The organism is Actinocrinis sp. (genome assembly GCF_035938995.1).
GTDB lineage: Bacteria > Actinomycetota > Actinomycetes > Streptomycetales > Catenulisporaceae > DASZGI01.
In genome coordinates, this window is record NZ_DASZGI010000001.1 from 1 (window position 1) to 20,104 (window position 20,104).

Annotated in this window: 19 protein-coding genes; 10 read left to right on the plus strand and 9 right to left on the minus strand. The window is 70.3% G+C overall.

Annotation, left to right across the window (positions count from 1 at the left end; all coding sequences use genetic code 11):
- Positions 1-188: 188 nt before the first annotated feature.
- Positions 189-1,598 (minus strand): Fe-S cluster assembly protein SufB, encoded by a 1,410-nt coding sequence (gene sufB, locus VGZ32_RS00005; RefSeq protein WP_326883627.1) that lies wholly within the window; start codon positions 1,596-1,598, stop codon positions 189-191.
- Positions 1,595-2,533 carry a helix-turn-helix transcriptional regulator gene (locus tag VGZ32_RS00010; protein WP_326883628.1) on the minus strand — a complete coding sequence of 313 codons (939 nt, stop codon included), beginning with the start codon at positions 2,531-2,533 and terminating at the stop codon, positions 1,595-1,597. Before VGZ32_RS00010 ends, sufB begins: the two co-directional genes overlap by 4 nt.
- A gap of 131 nt (positions 2,534-2,664) precedes the next feature.
- Here VGZ32_RS00010 and VGZ32_RS00015 point away from each other — a divergent pair, with 131 nt between their 5' ends.
- The 3 genes from VGZ32_RS00015 (at position 2,665) to VGZ32_RS00025 (ending at position 5,547) form a co-directional block, all read left to right on the plus strand.
- Complete coding sequence (locus tag VGZ32_RS00015; protein WP_326883629.1) at positions 2,665-3,612, plus strand: ABC transporter ATP-binding protein; 948 nt, start codon at positions 2,665-2,667, stop codon at positions 3,610-3,612.
- A gap of 179 nt (positions 3,613-3,791) precedes the next feature.
- Entirely contained in the window at positions 3,792-4,508 is a 717-nt protein-coding gene (locus VGZ32_RS00020) for an ABC transporter permease (protein WP_349263423.1), read from the plus strand.
- A gap of 169 nt (positions 4,509-4,677) precedes the next feature.
- Positions 4,678-5,547 carry a COX15/CtaA family protein gene (locus tag VGZ32_RS00025; protein ID WP_326883631.1) on the plus strand — a complete coding sequence of 290 codons (870 nt, stop codon included), beginning with the start codon at positions 4,678-4,680 and terminating at the stop codon, positions 5,545-5,547.
- Between the two features lie 25 nt (positions 5,548-5,572).
- On the opposite strand, the gene manA is transcribed toward VGZ32_RS00025, so the two are convergent.
- Both manA and VGZ32_RS00035 read right to left on the minus strand, forming a co-directional pair.
- Positions 5,573-6,772 (minus strand): mannose-6-phosphate isomerase, class I, encoded by a 1,200-nt coding sequence (gene manA, locus VGZ32_RS00030; protein WP_326883632.1) that lies wholly within the window; start codon positions 6,770-6,772, stop codon positions 5,573-5,575.
- 50 nt (positions 6,773-6,822) lie between these two features.
- A complete protein-coding gene (locus tag VGZ32_RS00035) occupies positions 6,823-7,803 on the minus strand; it encodes a heme o synthase (protein ID WP_414642428.1) in 981 nt (326 codons plus the stop codon).
- A gap of 435 nt (positions 7,804-8,238) precedes the next feature.
- On the opposite strand from VGZ32_RS00035, the gene tkt reads away from it, so the two are divergent.
- From tkt to VGZ32_RS00070, 7 genes are all read left to right on the plus strand, one after another.
- Positions 8,239-10,353 (plus strand): transketolase, encoded by a 2,115-nt coding sequence (gene tkt / locus VGZ32_RS00040; protein WP_326883634.1) that lies wholly within the window; start codon positions 8,239-8,241, stop codon positions 10,351-10,353.
- A gap of 28 nt (positions 10,354-10,381) precedes the next feature.
- Complete coding sequence (gene tal, locus VGZ32_RS00045) at positions 10,382-11,494, plus strand: transaldolase (protein WP_326883635.1); 1,113 nt, start codon at positions 10,382-10,384, stop codon at positions 11,492-11,494.
- A gap of 71 nt (positions 11,495-11,565) precedes the next feature.
- Positions 11,566-13,113 (plus strand): glucose-6-phosphate dehydrogenase, encoded by a 1,548-nt coding sequence (zwf, locus tag VGZ32_RS00050; protein ID WP_349263424.1) that lies wholly within the window; start codon positions 11,566-11,568, stop codon positions 13,111-13,113.
- Between the two features lie 55 nt (positions 13,114-13,168).
- On the plus strand, positions 13,169-14,227 hold the full coding sequence (gene opcA, locus VGZ32_RS00055) for a glucose-6-phosphate dehydrogenase assembly protein OpcA (RefSeq protein WP_326883637.1): 1,059 nt from the start codon (positions 13,169-13,171) through the stop codon (positions 14,225-14,227).
- Positions 14,224-15,012 (plus strand): 6-phosphogluconolactonase, encoded by a 789-nt coding sequence (pgl, locus tag VGZ32_RS00060; protein ID WP_326883638.1) that lies wholly within the window; start codon positions 14,224-14,226, stop codon positions 15,010-15,012. Before opcA ends, pgl begins: the two co-directional genes overlap by 4 nt.
- 178 nt (positions 15,013-15,190) lie before the next feature.
- The gene (locus tag VGZ32_RS00065; RefSeq protein ID WP_326883639.1) at positions 15,191-15,481 is read left to right on the plus strand and encodes a type II toxin-antitoxin system prevent-host-death family antitoxin; all 291 of its coding nucleotides are present in this window, start codon (positions 15,191-15,193) and stop codon (positions 15,479-15,481) included.
- A complete protein-coding gene (locus VGZ32_RS00070) occupies positions 15,481-15,870 on the plus strand; it encodes a type II toxin-antitoxin system VapC family toxin (RefSeq protein WP_326883640.1) in 390 nt (129 codons plus the stop codon). Before VGZ32_RS00065 ends, VGZ32_RS00070 begins: the two co-directional genes overlap by 1 nt.
- 36 nt (positions 15,871-15,906) lie before the next feature.
- Here the strand turns inward: VGZ32_RS00070 and VGZ32_RS00075 are convergent, their stop codons facing one another.
- From VGZ32_RS00075 to VGZ32_RS00095, 5 genes are all read right to left on the minus strand, one after another.
- The gene (locus VGZ32_RS00075; protein ID WP_326883641.1) at positions 15,907-17,064 is read right to left on the minus strand and encodes a DUF2332 domain-containing protein; all 1,158 of its coding nucleotides are present in this window, start codon (positions 17,062-17,064) and stop codon (positions 15,907-15,909) included.
- A gap of 51 nt (positions 17,065-17,115) precedes the next feature.
- Positions 17,116-17,451, minus strand: coding sequence for an RNA polymerase-binding protein RbpA (locus VGZ32_RS00080; protein WP_326883642.1), 336 nt, complete (start codon positions 17,449-17,451; stop codon positions 17,116-17,118).
- A 211-nt stretch (positions 17,452-17,662) separates the two neighbouring features.
- Entirely contained in the window at positions 17,663-17,893 is a 231-nt protein-coding gene (secG, locus tag VGZ32_RS00085) for a preprotein translocase subunit SecG (RefSeq protein WP_326883643.1), read from the minus strand.
- A 176-nt stretch (positions 17,894-18,069) separates the two neighbouring features.
- Positions 18,070-18,864 (minus strand): triose-phosphate isomerase, encoded by a 795-nt coding sequence (tpiA, locus tag VGZ32_RS00090; RefSeq protein ID WP_326883644.1) that lies wholly within the window; start codon positions 18,862-18,864, stop codon positions 18,070-18,072.
- Between the two features lie 9 nt (positions 18,865-18,873).
- Positions 18,874-20,067: a phosphoglycerate kinase gene (locus VGZ32_RS00095; RefSeq protein WP_326883645.1), complete on the minus strand. Its 1,194-nt coding sequence runs from the start codon at positions 20,065-20,067 to the stop codon at positions 18,874-18,876.
- Between the last annotated feature and the right edge of the window lie 37 nt (positions 20,068-20,104).

The window sequence follows — 20,104 nt, forward strand, 5'->3', positions numbered from 1 at the left end:
CTCGTCAGGCTCTTATAAGGAGCCCGCTCTGCCATTGAGCTACGCGCCAGAGGGGTCGGGGGGATTTGAACCCCCAACTTCGAGCGGGCGAAGCGCGGCCTGATCTCCGCGACCCCTTCGAGGAAGGGATCGCGGTATCAAGACGCTCTTTGCCATCGCTCGCCTCGGGCGCGGGTTGCTCATGAGGGTCAGCCCACCGAGCCTTCCATCTGGAGCTGGATCAGCTTGTTCATCTCGACGGCGTACTCCATCGGCAGCTCCTTAACCAGGGGCTCGATGAAGCCGCTGACGATCAGGGTCGATGCCTCGGCTTCGCTCAGGCCGCGGCTCATCAGGTAGAAGAGCTGCTCCTCGCCGATCTTCGAGACGCTGGCCTCGTGGCCGACCTTGACGTCGTCCTCATCGATCTCGATGTAGGGGTAGGTGTCGGACCGGCTCTTCGCGTCGAGGATCAGGGCGTCGCAGACGACGTTCGACTTCGAGCCCTTGGCGCCGTCGGCGATCTTCAGGAGTCCGCGGTAGCTGGCGCGGCCGCCGTTCTTGCTGATGCTCTTGGAGATGATCCGCGAGCTGGTGTAAGGAGCGGCGTGGACGACCTTGCCGCCGGCGTCCTGGTGCTGCCCCTTGCCGGCGAACGCGATCGAGAGGATCTCGCCTCGGGCGCCCTTGCCCACCATGTAGACGGCCGGGTATTTCATGGTCAGCTTACTGCCCAGGTTGCCGTCGACCCATTCCATGACGGCGTCTTCATGGGCGACGGCCCGCTTGGTCACGAGGTTGTAGATGTTATTGGCCCAGTTTTGGATGGTCGTATACCGGCAGCGCCCGTGCTTCTTTACTACGATCTCGACCACCGCAGAGTGCAGGCTTTCGCTCGAGTACATCGGAGCCGTGCAGCCCTCGACGTAATGGACTTGCGCCCCTTCCTCGACGATGATCAGGGTCCGCTCAAACTGGCCCATGTTCTCGGTGTTGATCCGGAAGTAGGCCTGAAGCGGGATGTCCACGTGCACGCCCGGCGGCACGTAGATGAAGGAGCCGCCGGACCAGACTGCGGTGTTGAGCGCGGAGAATTTGTTGTCCCCGGCCGGGATCACCGTGGCGAAGTACTCGCGGAAGAGCTCGGGCTGCTCCTTGAGCGCGGTGTCCGTGTCGAGGAACAGCACGCCCTTCTGCTCCAGGTCCTCGCGGATCTGGTGGTAGACCACTTCGCTCTCGTACTGCGCCGCCACGCCCGCGATCAGGCGGTTCTTCTCGGCCTCGGGGATGCCCAGCTTGTCGTAGGTGTTCTTGATGTCCGCGGGCAGCTCGTCCCAGGACGCCGCCTGGCGCTCGGTGGAGCGCACGAAGTACTTGATGTTGTCGAAGTCGATGCCGGACAGGTCGGCGCCCCAGCTCGGCATGGGCTTGCGGTCGAACAGGCGCAGCGCCTTCAGCCGGGCCTGGAGCATCCACTCCGGCTCGTCCTTCAGAGCGGAGATGTCCCGGACCACGGCCTCGTTGAGGCCGCGCTTGGCTGTGGCGCCGGCGACGTCCGGGTCGGCCCAGCCGAACTCGTACCGGCCCAGGCCCTCAAGTTCGGGGTGAGTGGTAGTCATACTGCTGATTCCCCTTCGGACGTAGATGGTGCTGGTGTGGGCGCCGGACGCCCGGCCGTGGGTGTGGCGCTGGGCGTGACTGCGGCGGCCGGGATGAAGGTGGTGCACACCCCGTCGCCGTGGGCGATCGTCGCGAGCCGCTGCACGTGCGTGCCGAGCAGTTCGGCGAAGACCTGCGTCTCCGCCTCGCACAGCTGCGGGAAGCGCTCGGCCACGTGCTGGACCGGGCAGTGGTGCTGGCACAGCTGCTCGCCGAGGGCCAGTTTCGCCCCGGGTCCTGCATTCTTTCCGGACACAGGCTTTGTTCCGGATGCAGGCTTTGCTTCGGATACAGCCTTCGGTTCGGACACAGCTGTTCCGGACGCGGCTCGCGCAGCAGGCCGGTCGGCACTGCCGGGCACCCGCAGCGAGGCGGCGTATCCGTCGGCGGACAGCGCTTCGGCGAGCAGGCGCGGCCGGTCGGCCTGGTCGGCGGCGGCAAGCGTCGCGGCGTAGCGGTCGGCCAGTCCGGAGAAGCGGCGCCGGGCGAACGCGCCCAGCGCTTCGTCTCCGCCGGTCTGCTCGATGAACCGCAGCGCGTCGATCGCCATGTCGTCGTATGCGTGGTGGAAGACCGCGCGGCCCTCGCTGGTGAGGGCGAACACCTTGGCCGGGCGCCCGCGGCCGCGGTGCCCGTAGACTCGCTGCTCGTGCGCCTCGATCAGGTTCTCGGCCAGCAGGGCGTCGAGGTGGCGGCGCACCCCGGCCGGAGTCAGACCCAGGCGGGCCGCGAGGTCCGCGGCGGTGCTCGCGCCGTTGGCGAGGATCAACCGGGCCACCCGGTTGCGGGTGCCGACCCGGTCCTCCCCGGCCGCCTCGGGGGCGAGTGCGGGCAGCTCGGAACAGGCGGACGGCTCCGCCGCTGCCTGCTCGCGCACTACACCCACGGTTTTCACAACACCATTGTGGCCTTATTCGTTCCCGGCCTACAACTAAGGCTTACCTAAGTTCTCCAGCCTAAGTTCGTCTTGCTCTTCGGCACCGACCCGCGCGCCGAGCGACCGTGTGCGGACCGTAAACTCGCACCATGCACGCAGCGCAATCACCGGCCGTCGAGATCTCCGGCCTGGTGAAGCGATACGGCGCCAAAACCGCGGTCCAAGGGCTCGACCTGACGGTGGAGGCCGGTTCGCTCACCGCCGTCCTCGGCCCCAACGGCGCGGGCAAGACCTCCACGCTCGAGTGCTGTGAGGGATATCGCATTCCCGACGGCGGCACGGTGCGCGTGCTCGGACTCGACCCGGTAGCCGACGCGGCGGCGCTGCGCCCCCGGATCGGCGTCATGCTCCAGTCCGGCGGGATCTACCAGGCGGTCCGCGCGAAGGAGATGCTCCGGCACGTCGCCTCGCTCTACGCGAACCCGCTGGACGTGGACGCGCTGGCCGACCGGCTGGGCCTGGACTCCTGCGGCCGGACCCCCTTCCGGCGGCTGTCCGGGGGCCAGCAGCAGCGACTCTCCCTCGCGCTGGCCGTGGTCGGCCGGCCGGAGCTGGTGTTCCTCGACGAGCCGACCGCTGGCCTAGATGTGCAGGCGCGCCACGCCACCTGGGAGCTGATCGAGCAGCTGCGGACGGACGGGGTGACGATCGTGCTCACCACGCACCTGCTGGATGAGGCGGAGCGGCTGGCCGACATGGTCGCCATCGTGGACGCCGGGCGGGTAATCGCCTGCGACACCCCCCAGCAGCTGGCAAACTCTACCCGGAGCGGCGCGGACGGCACCGGCGACCAAATCCGCTTCGAGGCCCCGCTCGGCCTGGATCTGACCGCGCTGTCGATCGCCGTCGCCCCCGGCTGCACGGCGCTCGAGTACGCGCCGGGCGCCTACCGGATCGAGGGCCATGTGACCCCAGACACCCTCGCCGCGGCGACCGCGTGGTGCGCGAGCCTCGGGATCATGCCGCGCAACCTGGCCGTCGAGCAGCGCAGCCTGGAGGACGTATTCCTGGACCTCACCGGAAGAGGCCTTCGGTGACCACGATCTTCGAACCCGGTGCCTTCGAACCCGATGCTTTCGAACCCGGCGCGGCCGCCCGGAAACCCTCCGGAACGCCGGCGAAGTCCGTGACCGCGGCCCGCCGTGACGCGCCGCCCGGCCCGCTGCGCGCTCCCGGCTCCTTCGCCCCGGACCCGCGCCCCGCTCCGGTGTCCCGGATGATCCTGGCCCAGGCGCGGCTGGAGACCCGGCTGCTGCTGCGCAACGCCGAGCAGGTGCTGCTCGCGATCGTCATCCCGGCGCTGATGCTCGTCGCGTTCACCGCCGAGCCGATCGGGACCATCACCGGTTCGAGCCGGATCGACTACTTCGCGCCCGGGATCATCGGCGCGGCCGTGCTGTCCACCGCGTTCACCAGCCAGGCGATCGCCACCGGCTTCGAGCGCCGCTACGGGGTGCTCAAGCGGCTCGGCGCGAGCCCGCTGCCGCGCTGGGCGCTGATGGTCGGCAAGGCGCTGTCGATCCTCGCGGTCGAGTGCGTGCAGCTGGTCCTGCTCATCGTGATCTCGCTCGCGCTCGGCTGGTCCCCGCACGGCTCGCCGCTCGCCGTCCTGATCCTGGTCGCGCTGGGCACCGCCGCGTTCAGCGGGCTCGCGCTGCTGCTGGCCGGCTCGCTGCGGGCGGAGGCGACACTGGCGGTGTCCAACTTCGTCTTCCTGGTGTTCATGGCGATCGGCGGGGTGGTCGTGCCGCTGGACAAGTTCGGCCACGGCGCGCAGGAGACGCTCCAGTACCTGCCGGTCGGGGCGCTGACCACGGGCCTTCGCGACGTGCTCAGCCACGGTTCGGCGATGCCGTGGACCCCCGTGGGCGTGCTGGCGGCGTGGGCGGTGCTCGCGCTCGCCGCCGCGGCTAAGGCCTTCAAGTGGGAGTAATGGCAGCAGTGAGGGTGGCACAGCGGTGAGCGAGACGACGGCGCACCCAGTCGACACGCGGGTCCCCGCGCCCCGGCCCGCTGGTGACGACCAGTCGCCTGATGGCGCGTCAGGCGCGTGGTGGCGCAGGGGCCTCGTCGGGCGCCTGAGCAATCGACCCTCCGCGCGCGTGGTCACGCTCGCCTGCCTCGCCGCGCTGATCGCCAACACCGTCATCGTCATCACCGGCGGCGCGGTGCGCCTGACCAACTCCGGCCTCGGCTGCCCGACCTGGCCGCAGTGCACCGCCGGTTCGCTGGTCCCGGTGCCCTCCCTCGGCTTCCACGGCGTGATCGAATTCTCGAACCGGATGCTGACCTACGCGGTGACCGCCGCGGTCGGCGCCGCGATCATCGCCGCCATGCGGCAGCGTCCCCGCCGCCCGATGCTGGTCAAGCTGTCCTGGGCGCTGTTCTTCGGCGTCGTCGCGCAGGCGGTGATCGGCGGGATCTCGGTGCGCACCGATCTGGCCCCCATCTGGGTCGCGATCCACTTCTCCGTCTCCACCGCGATGATCGCGATCTCCTGGGTGCTGTGGACCCGCAGCCGCGAGGGCGACGGCCCGGCCGAGCCGCTGGTGCGCCGCGAGCTGGGCCGGCTCGGCCTGACCCTGGTCGGCGCGGTCGGGGCCGTGGTGGTCGTCGGCACCTTGGTCACCGGCTCGGGGCCACACTCCGGCTCGGCGGACGCGACCAAGCGCCTGCCCTTCGCCCCGGTCGACATCACCCAGGCGCACGCGGACCTGGTGTTCATCGTCGTCGGACTCACCGTCGCGCTCTGGTTCGCGCTGAAGGCGACCGACGCCCCCGCCGCGACGCTGCGGGCGACCCGCGACCTGTTCGCGGTGCTCGCCGCCCAGGCGGCCCTCGGCTACACGCAGTACTTCACCGGGCTTCCGGCGTGGCTGGTGCTGCTGCACATGACCGGCGCCTGCCTGACGTGGATCGCGGCCTGGCGGGTGCTCACGTCGATGCGCGTGCGCCGCCCGGTCGCTGTGTAGTGGGCGCTGTGTAGCGGGCGCGACGTCAGTCGCCGGGCGAGGCCAGGAAGAGCAGCGCGTCTCCGGACACGGTCGCAGCGACGTCACGCGCCGAGAGATAGCAGGACTGGCCGCGCCCGATCGTGAGCGACCGCCCGTCCGCGGACACTTCGGCCTCGCCGTCGACGCACAGCAGGATGCGCGGCAGGCCCGGCGCGGGCACGTCGAGCGACGCGCCGTCAGGAGTCAGGCGCCGCAGGCGGAATTCGGGGACCGGGGTGTCGAACTCCTCCACGCCCGGCCCGGTGCGGCGCGCAGTGAGGGTAGGCACCGGCACGGCCGGGTCCAGCACCCGCATGAGCTCCGGGATGTCGATGTGCTTCGGCGTGAGCCCGGCGCGGATCACATTGTCCGAGTTCGCCATCAGCTCGACGCCGGTGCCGCGGATGTAGGCGTGCACTCCCCCAGCCGCCATGAACAAAGCCTGGCCCGGCTCGACCACCGCGTGATTCATCAGCAGCGAGCACACCACGCCGACGTCGCCCGGATGATCGGCGGCGATCCGGCCCACCGCCTCGTATGCGGCCTTGTGCTCGCCGCCGCGCCCGGCCGCTTTCGCCGCCCCCTCGAGTACTCGCTGCACGAGCTCGTCGCGGAGGCGTCCCTCGGGCCAGCCGAGCACGACCGCCAGCGTCCTGCCGACGGTGGCCGGTTCGGGGTCCGACCGCAGCGCGCGCACGAGGTCATTCAGCTCTTTGACGCCGAGGCCGTCGAGCACGTCCGCTGCCTGAGGCGCGGGTCGAAGGCCGGCCAGCACTTCGAACGGGGTCAGTGCGCACAGAACCTCGGGCTTGGGCCAGTCGTCCACATAGACGCGCTCGCGCGCGTTACGCGGCACGCCCCGCGCCTCCTCGGCCGCGAATCCGGCCTGCGCCTGCTCGCGGTCCGGGTGCAGCTGGATCGACAGCGCCTTCTGCGCCGCCAGCACCTTAAGCAGGAACGGCAGCCGACCACCGAAGCGACCGGCGACCTCGGCGCCCAGTTCTCCTACCGGATCGTCCGCGATCACTGCGTCGAGCGGCATCCCACCCTCGCCGCGGACAACATTCGACGGCGCGGACGGGTGCGCACCCATCCACAGCTCGGCCTGAGGCGCGCCATCCGGGTTCCCGACGCCCAACAGCTCCGGGATCGCGGTCGCCGACCCCCAGGCGTAGGTCTGCACGGTGTTGCGCAACAGGTCCACGGGGCCGACTCCCTGGCAGACTTTTTCGAGCTATCGAACGAGGTGACCGCTTAGTGCACGAGCGGATCGATCGCCGCGCACACGAACAGTAGCGCCAGGTAAGTGTTCGAGAGGTGGAACAGCCGCATCGGCTTGAGCGCGACACCGGTCACACCGCGGCGTGCCGACCAGTGCAGCCGGTGCGCCTCGACCAGGAACACCGCGCCGAGCAGGGCTGCGCCCGCGGCGTAGACCGGGCCGGTGTGCGCGACGGGCCACAGCGCCAGCGAGCACAGGACCGTCGCCCAGGTGTAGAGCGTCATCTGCCAGGTCACGTGCCGCTCGGTCGCGACGACCGGAAGCATGGGCACCTGCGCGGCCGCATAGTCGTCCCGGTACCGCATCGCCAGCGCCCACGTGTGCGGCGGAGTCCACAGGAACACCACCGCGAACAGCACCAGCGGCGGCCACGCGACCCGGTCGGTCACCGACGTCCAGCCGATCAGCGTGGGGAAACAGCCCGCGATGCCGCCCCAGACGATGTTCTGGGAGGTGCGGCGCTTGAGGATCATCGAATAGACGACTACATAGAACACGTTCGCGGCCAGCGCCAGCAGCGAGGAAAGCCAGTTGACCGCGAACCCCAGCCACAGCGTCGAGAGCACCCCGAGCGCCAGGCCGAACACGACCGTCTGACGGGCCGTCACCGAATGCTTCGGCAGCGGGCGGCGGCGGGTACGGCGCATCTTGGCGTCGATGTCCCGGTCCACCCAGCAGTTGAGCGCGTTCGCGCTGCCCGCCGAAAGGTATCCGCCGACGGTTACCGCCACGACCAGCCAGAGCGAGGGCACGCCGCGCTGCGCGAGGAACATGACCGGGATCGTGGTGACGATCAACAGCTCGATGATGCGCGGCTTGGTCAGGGCCACGTACGCGCGCAGGGAATCCGCCAGGGAGATTCGTGCCCGCACTGCCCCGCTTGACAGCGCCTCGCCGGAGGCTGCCGCATCTCTCGCCGGGACGGCGGGTGCCGCCGGCGGCGGAGCGGTCATCACCGGACGGGACTCGACTGCGGTCACGGGCAGACCTCGATGCTCGGCACGGCGGGACGAACGCCGCAATACATACAGGCCCCGTCCCGATGGGATTCGACTGAAGACTCTAGACCCCCGCTCCGCGGCGCCCGCGCCCGGGGCTGGGCGAACCGCCGCAAGGGCTTTCGCAACCCCGTCCGGCAAACAATTGCCCTCAAGGTCCGACGTCGCTACCCGGAAGGTCACGCCTACCCGTCCGGACTACCAGGCCGGGCCGCGCACGTCTTCAGGGGTGGGTTCAGGAGTAGGGTTGGCCGTGAGATAACAGAATCGTACGCTTCGCCGCGCGGGGCACTCCCACCTGCTCGATTCCGAAGGGCGAATGGTCGGGCCAGGCAGCGTCGCCGTCCGCCCCGATGCGATGGCGCTTCACCACCATGAAAGGACGCGCGCGTGAGCACGCCCTCCGCATTCGAGTGGACCGAACTGGACAAGCGCACCGTCGACACCATCCGCGTCCTGGCGATGGACGCGGTGCAGAAGGTCGGCAACGGGCACCCCGGCACCGCGATGTCGCTCGCCCCGGCTGCGTTTCTCCTCTTCCAGAAGCATCTGCGTCACGACCCGGCCGACCCGAAGTGGGTCGGCCGGGACCGTTTCGTGCTCTCCCCCGGCCACAGCAGCCTGACGCTGTACATCGAGCTGTACCTGTCCGGCTACGGCCTGACCCTCGACGACCTCAAGTCCTTCCGCACCTGGGGTTCGCTGACGCCGGGTCACCCGGAGCACGGACACACCGTCGGGGTGGAGACCACCACCGGTCCGCTCGGCCAGGGCCTGTCCAACGCGGTCGGCATGGCGATGGCGGCGCGGTATGAGCGCGGCCTGTTCGACCCCGACGCGGCGCCCGGCACCTCGCCCTTCGACCACCACATCTACGCCTTCGCGTCCGACGGCGACCTGGAGGAGGGCGTCACGAGCGAGGCGTCCTCGATCGCCGGCACCCAGAAGCTCGGCAACCTCGTCGTCATCTACGACGACAACCACATCTCCATCGAGGGCGACACCAAGGTCGCGTTCACCGAAGACGTTCTCAAGCGGTACGAGGCATACGGCTGGCACACCCAGGCGGTCGAGTTCATCACGCCGAACGGCTACGTCGAGGACGTCGAGGCGCTGCACCGGGCGATCCTGGCCGCCGAGGCCGAGACCGACCGCCCCTCGATCATCCGGCTGCGCACCATCATCGCCTGGCCCGCGCCCGACGCCCAGAACACCGGCAAGGCGCACGGCTCCGCGCTCGGCGAGGCCGAGGTCGCGGCGACCAAGGTCGTCCTCGGCTTCGACCCGGAGAAGCACTTCGACATCGCCGACGAGGTCTTGGAGCACGCCCGCCGGGTCGGCGCCCGGGGCAAAGCCGCGCACACCGAGTGGGAGACGACCTTCGAGGCCTGGCGCGCCGCCAACCCGCAGCGGGCCGCCGAGTTCGACCGGATCTCCCGGCGCGAGCTGCCGGCCGGCTGGGACGAGAAGCTCCCGGCCTTCCCGGCCGGCAAGGACCTGTCCACCCGCAAGGCCTCCGAGGCCGCGATCCAGGCGATCGCCGAGCAGCTGCCGGAGTTCTGGGGCGGCTCCGCGGACCTGGCCGAGTCGAACAACACCACCATCAAGGGCGGCCTGTCGTTCCTCCCGTCCTACCACGAGGAGACCCCCGAATTCGGCGGCTCCTCGCCGTACGGGCGGATCCTGCACTTCGGCATCCGCGAGCACGCGATGGGCTCGATCCTCAACGGCATCACCCTGCACGGCAACACCCGCCCGTTCGGCGGCACCTTCCTGATCTTCTCCGACTACATGCGCCCGGCCGTGCGCCTTGCGTCGCTGATGCACCTGCCGGTGACTTACGTCTGGACCCACGACTCGGTGGGCCTCGGCGAAGACGGCCCGACCCACCAGCCGGTCGAGCACTACGCCGCGCTGCGGGCGATCCCCGGCCTGTCCTTCGTGCGCCCGGCCGACGCCAACGAGGCGGTCGCGGCCTGGAAGGCGGCGCTGGAGCAGGACGGCCCGGTCGGCCTCGCGCTGACCCGGCAGAACATCCCGGTGTTCGACCACGAGGCGCTCGGCGCGGCGCTGTCGGCGCAGCAGGGCGTCAAGCGCGGCGGCTACGTGCTGGCGGAGGCGAGCGACGGGGCGCCGAAGGTGATCCTCATCGGCACCGGCTCCGAGGCGCAGCTGGCCGTCGCGGCCCGGGAGAAGCTCGAGGAATCGGGTATCCCGACCCGGGTGGTGTCGATGCCGTGTGTCGAGTGGTTCGACGCCCAAGACGACGAGTACAAGGAATCCGTGCTGCCGAAGGCGGTCAAGGCCCGCGTCTCCGTCGAGGCCGGCGTCGCACAGCCCTGGTACCGCTTCGTCGGCGACGCCGGGCGGACCGTCTCGCTCGAGCACTACGGCGCCTCCGCCGACTACAAGACGATCTTCCGCGAGTTCGGCATCACCGCCGAGGCCGTCGAGGCGGCCGCCCGGGAATCGCTCACCGCGGTTCAGGCCACCGCGTCTCATTAACTTCGCCACACAGGGGAGATGACAATCCATGAGTGAACGACTGAAGAAGCTCTCAGACGCCGGTGTGGCGATCTGGCTGGACGACCTGAGCCGGGAGCGGATCACCTCCGGCAACCTCGCCAGCCTGATGACCGACAAGCAGGTCGTCGGCATCACGACCAACCCGACGATCTTCCAGAAGGCGGTCTCGGGCTCGGCGATCTACAACGAGCAGCTGCGCGACCTGGCCGCGCGCAAGGTCACCGTCGACGAGGCGGTGCGGATGATCACCACCCGCGACGTGCGCGCCGCGGCCGACATCCTGCGCCCGGCCTACGACGCGTCGCAGGGCCAGGACGGCCGGGTGTCGATCGAGGTGGACCCGCGCCTGGCGCACGACACCACGGCGACGATCGCCGAGGCCAAGCAGTTGTGGTGGCTGGTGGACCGGGAGAACATCTTCATCAAGATCCCGGCGACCGTCGAGGGACTGCCCGCGATCTCCGCGACCCTCGCCGCGGGCGTGAGTGTGAACGTGACGCTGATCTTCTCGCTGCGGCGGTACCAGGCCGTGATGGACGCGTTCCTCGACGGCATGGAGAAGGCCTACGCCAACGGCCACGACCTGTCGAAGATGGCGTCGGTCGCGTCCTTCTTCGTCTCCCGCGTGGACACCGAGGTGGACCAGCGGCTGAAGAAGCTCGGCACCCCCGAGGCCGCCGCGCTGCTGGGCAAGGCCGCCGTGGCCAACGCCCGCCTCGCCTACGAGGCCTACGAGCAGGTCTTCGGCTCGGAGCGGTGGAAGACACTCGCCGCGAAGGGCGCCAAGCCGCAGCGGCCGCTGTGGGCCTCGACCGGCGTGAAGGACCCGGCGTACAAGGACACGATGTATGTCGACGACCTCGTGGTCCGCGGTGTCGTGAACACCATGCCCGAGGCGACGATCAACGCGGAGGCCGACCACGGCGAGCCGAACGGCGACTCGGTGCACGGCACGTACGAGGCGTCCCACAAGGTCATCGCGGACCTCGAGGCGCTCGGGATCTCGTACGACGACGTGGTCCAGGTGCTCGAGGACGAGGGCGTGGAGAAGTTCGACGCGTCCTGGAAGGAACTGAACGACGCGGTGCAGTCGGAGCTGGCCAAGGAGAGCGCGGCGTGAGCCCCAACCCACCCGGCGTCGCGGCGGCGTCCGCGAAGGACGGTTTCAACCCGTCGATAGCGCACCGGCAGATGGACCAGCAGGAGCACGCGGGCACCGACTGGTCCAACCCGCTGCGCGACGCCCAGGACCGGCGGCTGCCCCGGATCGCCGGCCCGTGCGGCCTGGTGATCTTCGGGGTGACCGGGGACCTGTCCCGCAAGAAGCTGATGCCGGCCATCTACGACCTGGCCAACCGCGGCCTGCTGCCCCCGGGCTTCGCCCTGGTCGGCTTCGCCCGCCGGGACTGGGAGCACCAGGACTTCGCCCAGGTGGTCTACGAGGCGGTCAAGGAGCACGCGCGCACCCCGTTCCGCGACGAGGTGTGGAAGCAGCTGGCCGAGGGCTTCCGCTTCGTGCCCGGCGAGTTCGGCGACAAGGCCGCGTTCAACCAGCTCAAGGACACCATCGACGAGCTGGACCGGCTGCGCGGCACCAACGGCAACCACGCCTTCTACCTGTCGGTGCCGCCGAAGTTCTTCCCCGGGGTGGTGCGCCAGCTCAAGGAGTCGGGCCTGGCCGACGGCGGCCCGGGCACCTGGCGCCGGGTGATCATCGAGAAGCCCTTCGGGCACGACCTGGCCAGCGCCAAGGAGCTCAACCGGGTCGTCAACGAGGTCTTCCCGCCCAGGTCGGTCTTCCGGATCGACCACTACCTGGGCAAGGAGACGGTGCAGAACATCCTGGCGCTGCGCTTCGCCAACGAGATGTTCGAGCCGATCTGGAACCGCAACTACGTCGACCACGTGCAGATCACCATGGCCGAGGACATCGGCATCGGCGGCCGCGCGGGCTACTACGACGGCATCGGCGCGGCCCGCGACGTGATCCAGAACCACCTGCTCCAGCTGATGGCGCTGACCGCGATGGAGGAGCCCACCTCCTTCGACGCGGACTCGATCTTCACCGAGAAGGTCAAGGTGCTCTCCGCGGTGCAGCTGCCCGAGGACCTCGGCGCGCACACGGTGCGCGGCCAGTACGCCCGCGGCTGGCAGGGCGGCGAGAAGGTGACCGGCTTCCTCGATGAGGACGGGATCGCCCAGGACTCGATCACCGACACCTACGCCGCGATCAAGCTGGAGATCGACACCCGCCGCTGGGCCGGGGTGCCGTTCTACCTGCGCACCGGCAAGCGGCTCGGGCGGCGCGTGACGGAGATCGCCGTGGTCTTCCAGCGCGCCCCGCACCTGCCGTTCACCGCCACGATGACCGAGGAGCTCGGCCAGAACGCCCTGGTCATGCGGATCCAGCCGGACGAGGGCATCACGGTCAGGTTCGGCTCCAAGGTCCCGGGCACCTCGATGGAGGTGCGCGACGTGACGATGGACTTCCAGTACGGCGAGGCCTTCACCGAATCCTCGCCCGAGGCCTACGAGCGGCTGATCCTGGACGTCCTGCTCGGCGACGCGCCGCTGTTCCCGCGGCTGGAGGAGGTCGAGCTGGGCTGGGAGGTCCTCGACCCGATCGAGGACTACTGGGCCGCGCACGACCGGCCCTCCCAGTACCAGGCCGGCACCTGGGGTCCCAAGGAGGCCGACGAGATGCTGGCCCGCGACGGACGCACCTGGAGAAGGCCGTGACGCGCGCCCGCAGCCTGAACCCGACCCACACCGCGAGCGCCGGGGAGCGTCAGCCGTGATCCTGGACCTTACCGACACGACCGCGAGCAAGATCGCCTCGACGCTCGTCCAGGCGCGCCGCAGAGCCGGCTCGCCGACCACGGGCGCGGTGCTCACCCTCATCATCGCCACCGAGGAGCGGCACCACTACGACGCGATGAAGGCGGCCAGCCAGGCCGCGCGGGAGCACCCCTCCCGCATCATCGTGGTCGTGGGGCGGCCGGAGGTGGCCCGCACCCGCCTGGACGCCGAAGTGCGGGTCGGCGACGAGACCGGCCCCGGCGAAGTCATCGTGCTGCGCCTGTACGGCGAGCTGTCAGCGCACGCCGACTCCGTCGTGCTGCCCCTGCTGCTCCCGGACGTCCCCGTGGTCACCTGGTGGCCGGACGACGGCCCGGACGTGCCGAAGGACGACCCGCTCGGGGCGTTCGCGCAGCGGCGCATCACCGACGCAGCCGAGTTCCACAAGCCGATGCAGAAGATGAGGGCGCGCGCCGCCGGCTACACCCCCGGCGACACCGACCTGGCGTGGACCCGGCTGACCCCCTGGCGCTCGATGCTGGCCGCCGCGCTGGACCAGTTCCCGCGCAAGGTGACCGGCGCGTCCGTCTCGGGCGAGGAGGGCAACCCGTCGGCGAAGGTGCTGGCGGTGTGGCTGCGCCAGCGGCTCGGCGTGCCGGTGACCCGGACCGCCGACGAGGGCCCGGGCATCACCGGGGTGACGCTGCAGACCGAGGACGGCCCGATCTCGCTGACCCGCCCGGACGGCGAGCTGGCCACCCTCTCGGTCCCCGGCCAGCCGGACCGCCCGGTCGCGCTCAAGCGCCGGGAGACCGCCGAGCTGATCGCCGAGGAGCTGCGCCGGCTCGACCCGGACGACGTCTACGCCCGGCTGCTGGAGAACATCGACATCCCGTTCACCGAGCCGTTGAAGGTGGCCGGGCCGACGGTCGAGCGCGCGGCGAAGGAGGCCGCGCAGCTCAGCGGGGCCGAGTCCGCCGCCGGCGCGGCCGCGTCCACCTCGTCCGACGGGCCGGGCAAGGGTGACAAGGGCTCGAAGGAGGATTCCGTTTGACTGTCCGAGGCGCCACCCCCGAGCTCATCGTCCACCGGGACGCGCCGCTTCTCGCCGCGGCGGTGGCTGCGCGGCTGGTGACGAAGCTGGTCGACGTGCTCGCCGCGAAGGACGAGGCCCACCTCGTGCTGACCGGCGGCACCGTCGGCATCGGCTCGCTGGCCGCGGTCGCGGAGCTGCCGGCCCGGGTCGCGGTGGACTGGCGGCGGGTACACCTGTGGTGGGGCGACGAGCGGTTCCTGCCCGCCGGAGACAAGGAGCGCAACGACACCCAGGCCCGTGACGCGCTGCTGGACCAGCTCGATCTCGACCCGGACCGAGTGCACGCGATGCCCGCCACGGACGGCCCGGACGGCGCGAACGCGGAGGCGGCCGCCGAGCGGTACGCCGCCGAGCTGGCCCGCCACGCGCCGCACGGCGCCGACGTGCCGGAGTTCGACCTGTCGCTGTTCGGCATGGGCCCGGACGGCCACATCGCCTCCCTCTTCCCCGAACACCCCGGGGTCTACGAGGAGGGGCCGTCGGTCATCGCCGTGCACAACTCCCCCAAGCCGCCGCCGAACCGCCTGTCGCTGACCTTCCGCGCCATCGAAGGCTCGCGCGAGGTGTGGGTGGTGGCGGCGGGGGCGGAGAAGGCCGCGGCGGCACACATGGCGCTGTCCGGCGCGGGCCGGGTGCAGGTCCCGGCGGCCGGAGCGCTCGGCCGAGTCAGAACCCTGTGGCTGCTTGACCGCGCGTGCGCGTCGGAGCTGCCGCCGGGCCTGAACCGCATCGCCTCACCCTGACCACACCGCCTGACCACCGCGATCCACAGCGACGAAGGGCGCCGACCACCTCGTGGTCGGCGCCTTCGTTTCTCCCACCTCTCACAACTCTTCACCACTCCATCCCCCTGTCCCCTGCTCTGGACCACCCCGCCCAATTCACGCTGACAGTTCTACTAGTTCCTAGTAGAATGGCGGCATGGCCACGGTCACAGTCAGCGAACTCAACCAGCAGACGGCGCGCGTTCTGGAACGCGTCAAAGCCGGCGAGTCCATCGTCGTCACCGAGTACGGGCGGCCGGTCGCGCGGCTGGTGCCGGATACACCGGTAACCGGTGTCCCCCTCCTTGACGAGCTGATCGCGCGAGGGCGGGCGATCCCGGCAGCCGCCCCGGGCCCGATACCGCCGACACCTCCGCGGGAGTCCGCGCACGGCGACATCAGCCTTTCCGACGCGTTGCTCCAGGCACGAGACGAGGAAAGGTACTGATGATCTACCTTGACACGTCCGCGGTCCTCAAACTCGTCGCTCCGGAAGCTGAAACCGCGGCGCTGGAACTCTGGATCGCCGAGCGGTCCGCCATGCCGCGGGTCTCGTCCCGCCTGCTGCGCATCGAGTTGCTCCGGACCGTCACCCGCCACGCTCCCGACAGGATCGATCGCGCGCGTCTCCTGCTCTCGGGAATCGCGCTGATCGGTATGGACGAGGTCGCAAGCAGCGCTGAGGTGATCGGCGACCCGCTCTTGCGAAGCCTCGACGCCATCCACCTCGCCACGGCCGACAGTCTGCGCTCGGCGATCAGCGCGTTCGTCACGTATGACAAGCGGCTGGCAGGCGCGGCGACGGCCCTGAGCCTGCCGGTGGAAGCTCCCGCCTAGCGCGCGAAACGCGTCTCCTGGAGCGGGCTGCCGGATTCAGTGGGCCACGGGGACCGGGGACCACTCCAGGCCGGCGCCGTGCATCCGGACGTTGCCGAGGCGGAAAAGGCGCTCCTGACCGCCGAGGTACACGGCCGCGGCGAGGACTTCGAACGGGGTGACGCCGTCCGGGGCGTGCTCGTCGGGCCTGCTGGTGAACAGTCCGAGGCCGGCCTGGTGCGCCTCCTTCATGATGCAGACCAGGTCGCGGCGCGCGCCGAGGCTCCGGATGAGCGCGGCGAAGTCGGCGCGGCCTTCTTGCGACCAGTGCGGGATCGTGTTGGAGACGAACACGCACGGGATCGCGTTGCGCGGCACCGAGTCCACGGCGTCGGGCAGGATGCGCAGCGCGTCGCCTTTGCGGAGACGTACCGGTCGCCGTGCGGCGTGGGCGAGGGCGGCCTCGAGTCTTGCCCGGCGCTCGGTGTGTTCGGGCCAGACCAGCGCCCGCAGCCAGGCGACGTGTTCGGGGTCGTCGGGGCCGAGCGGGTTGATGTCCAGGCCGACCCTCGACGCGATGCGCAGTTCCTTGGACACGAACGGTTCCAGCGCCTTCGCCGCTGCCGTCGGCTCTCCCTCGGCCTCGGTGCGCAGCGTGGGCACGCCGTGCGCCTCTCCCGATCCCGCTCGCAGCTCCGTCCCGTCTTCGAACTCGTATACGTAGGCGTAGCGGTCGGCGTGCAGGAGGAGACCCGCGCTCGACCCCGCCTCGATCAGGCCGAGCGGGCGGCGGGTGCACGCCTGCGCCCAACCGAACGCGGGGAACAACGGTGCGGCGCGCAGCACCTCGTTGGTTTGCGTCTCGCCGGTGGACAGCAGCGCCTCGATGCGAGCGCGGTGCGCGGAGACGAACGCGTCGAAGACCTGCGGGAGCTCGTCGTCCGGGCCTCGGTGGCCGCCGACGGAGGGATAGTACGCGGCGAGGTCGTCGTCTGGCTCGTCGAACAGGACGCGCTGAACAGCCGCGAACAAGAGGTTCGGAATCCGCTGGCGCTCGGGAGCCGCCGCCAGAACCCCCTCGAACAGACCCCCCTCGGCCACACTGTCGGCCACATGCTGCGCGAGACGCGTGTAGAGGGGCGAGGATTCGCGCACCTCTCGGTCGATGAACCGCTGAAACCGGTCGACTACCTCTGCTCCGGCGTCCGCGCTCATGGCTGCGATCTTACGCCGCGCCGGGTACGGCGCAGCGGGCGGGAGCGCGGGTCAGGCCTCGCCGCGCAGCTTGGCCAGGGCCTCGGCCAGGATCGCCTCGCCGTCCTCGTCGGAGCGCCGCTCGCGGACGTAGGCCAGGTGCGTCTTGTACGGCTCGGTGCGGGGCGGCGCCGGGGGGTTTTCGCGGTCCGGACCGGCCGGGAAGCCGCAGCGGGGGCAGTCCCAGGTGTCCGGGATCTGGGCCTCGGACGCGAAGCTCGGCTTGGTCTCATGGCCGTTGCAGCAGTAGAAGCTTATCCAGATCCGCGGGGCCGTCTCGCCGCGCTCGGCTTCCCCCATGGGGCCGGCCCCGACCCGACTTCCGCGAATCGCGTTGCCACTAGCCACTGTTCGTCTCCCTGCCAGGATCGTTCCTCGCCCGTACGGTGCGCGATGCACCAGTGTACGAGCGAAAACGGAGACGTGTGCGGGGGTCGGATCGGTTGCACGCGAACCGCACCGCGATTTGTCATCAAATACTACACGCCGTCACGTTCCCGGTACGGGGAGACGATGACGGCGCGTCAGGGTGGCGGCGTCGAGCAGACGCCGGGCGGGCCTACGGCTTGTAGTAGATCCCGAGGCCGACGATCGTGGCGATCCAGACCACCGCGAGCACGATCGTGATCCGGTCGAGGTTCTTCTCCACCACCGAGGAGCCGCCGTGCTGGGACGTGAAGCCGCCGCCGAACATGTCGGACAGGCCGCCGCCCTTGCCCTTGTGCAGCAGGACGAAGACGATCAGCAGCAGGCTGGTGATCGCGAGGACCACCTCGAGCGCGATGACCACGGACGGCTCTTCTCTCTACGACCGGCGGTACCGGGCGCGGTTTCTCCATACGACGGATGCAGCGTACCTGTGCGGGCGGCTCGCGGGCCAGTGGCGCTGATCGGCGACTGCACAGCGACTGCCGAGGGCCCGGCGTCCCGGCCGGATGTTCGCACATCCGACCGGGACGCCGCAGCTCACGAGGCCGTGATGTGGTCGCGGTAGCGCACGATGCGCACGAAGTCCTCGGCATCGAGGGAGGCGCCGCCGATCAGCGCCCCGTCCACGTCCTTCTCGGCCATGATCCCGGCCGCGTTCGAGCCCTTGACCGAGCCGCCGTACAGGACGCGCAGCTTCTCGGCCACCTCGGCGCCGTATGTCCCGTCGACGAAGCCCCGGATCGCGCCGATGACCTCCTGCGCGTCCGCCGGGGTCGCCACCTCGCCGGTGCCGATCGCCCAGACCGGCTCGTACGCGATCACGCACTGCTCGACCTGCTTGGCGCTGAGCCCCTCGAGCGAGCCCTTGAGCTGGGCCAGCGTGTGCCCGACGTGCTCGCCGGACTTGCGAATGTCCAGGCCCTCGCCGACGCAGACGATCGGGACCACGCCGCTGCCGAGCGCCGCCCTGGCCTTGGCCGCGACGAGCGCGTCGGTCTCGTTGTGGTACTGGCGCCGCTCCGAGTGCCCGACGATGGCGTACGAGCAGCCGAGCTTGGCCAGCATCGCCGCGGACACGTCGCCGGTGTACGCGCCGCCGGCGTGCTCGGACACGTCCTGCGCGCCGTACTTGATCTTCAGCTTGTCGCCGTCCACCAGGGTCTGCACCGAGCGCAGGTCGGTGAACGGGGCCAGCACGGCGACCTCGACGGCGGCGAAGTCCTTGTCGGTGAGCGAGAAGGCGAGCTTCTGGACGTGCGCGATGGCCTCGAAGTGGTTGAGGTTCATCTTCCAGTTGCCCGCCATCAGCGGGGTGCGGGAGTTCTGAGCCATGGCTCCGGTTCAGCCTTCCAGGACGGAGATGCCGGGCAGGTCCTTGCCCTCCAGGTACTCGAGCGAGGCGCCGCCGCCGGTGGAGATGTGGCCGAAGGCGGCCTCGTCGAAGCCGAGCGCGCGCACGGCCGCGGCCGAGTCGCCGCCGCCGACGACGGTGAAGGCGCCCGAGTCGATCAGGCCCTGCGCGACGGCGCGGGTGCCGGCGGCGTAGGGCTCCATCTCGAACACGCCCATCGGGCCATTCCAGAACACCGTCTTGACGCCGGCGAGCTTGGCCGCGAACAGCTTCCCGGACTCCGGGCCGATGTCCAGGCCGAGGCGATCGGCCGGGATAGCGTCGGCCGCGACGACGTCGTGCTCGGCGTCCGCGGCGAACGCGGTGGCGGCGACCACGTCGACCGGCAGCACGATCTCCACGCCGCTGTCCTTGGCCCGCTCCAGGTAGCCGCGCACGGTGTCGAGCTGGTCCTCCTCCAGCAGCGACTTGCCGACCTCGTGCCCCTGGGCCTTGAGGAAGGTGAACACCATGCCGCCGCCGATCAGGATCCGGTCGGCCTTGTCCAGCAGGTTGTCGATGACGCCGAGCTTGTCGGAGACCTTCGAGCCGCCGAGCACGACCACGTAGGGCCGCTCGACGTTCTCGGTCAGCCGCTTGAGCACGTTCAGCTCGGCGGTGATGAGGTATCCGGCGGCGTTGGGCAGATCCTCGGCGACGTCGTAGACGGAGGCGTGGCGGCGGTGCACGGCGCCGAAGCCGTCGGAGACGAACAGGTCGGCGAACGCGGCGAGCTGGTCGGCGAACTTGCCCCGCTCCACGGCGTCCTTGCTGGTCTCGGCCGGGTTGAAGCGGACGTTCTCGAGCAGCGCGATCTCGCCGTCCTTGAGCGCCGCGACGGTTGCCTTGGCGGACTCGCCGACCGTGTCGGCGGCGAAGGCGACCGGGGCGCCGAGCAGCTCGGACAGGCGCACCGCCACGGGGGCGAGCGAGTACTTCTTGTCGCCCTCCGGATCGCCCTTCGGCCGGCCAAGGTGCGCGGTGACGATCACCTTCGCGCCGCGCTCGAGCAGCGTCTTGAGGGTGGGCACGGAGGCGCGGATGCGGCCGTCGTCGGTGATGCGGGTGCCGTCGAGGGGCACGTTGAGGTCGGCGCGGACCAGGACCCGCTTGCCCGAGACCTCGAGATCGTCAATCGTCTTCATCGCTACTCCCGATAGGGATAGGGCTGCGCGCAGTGCG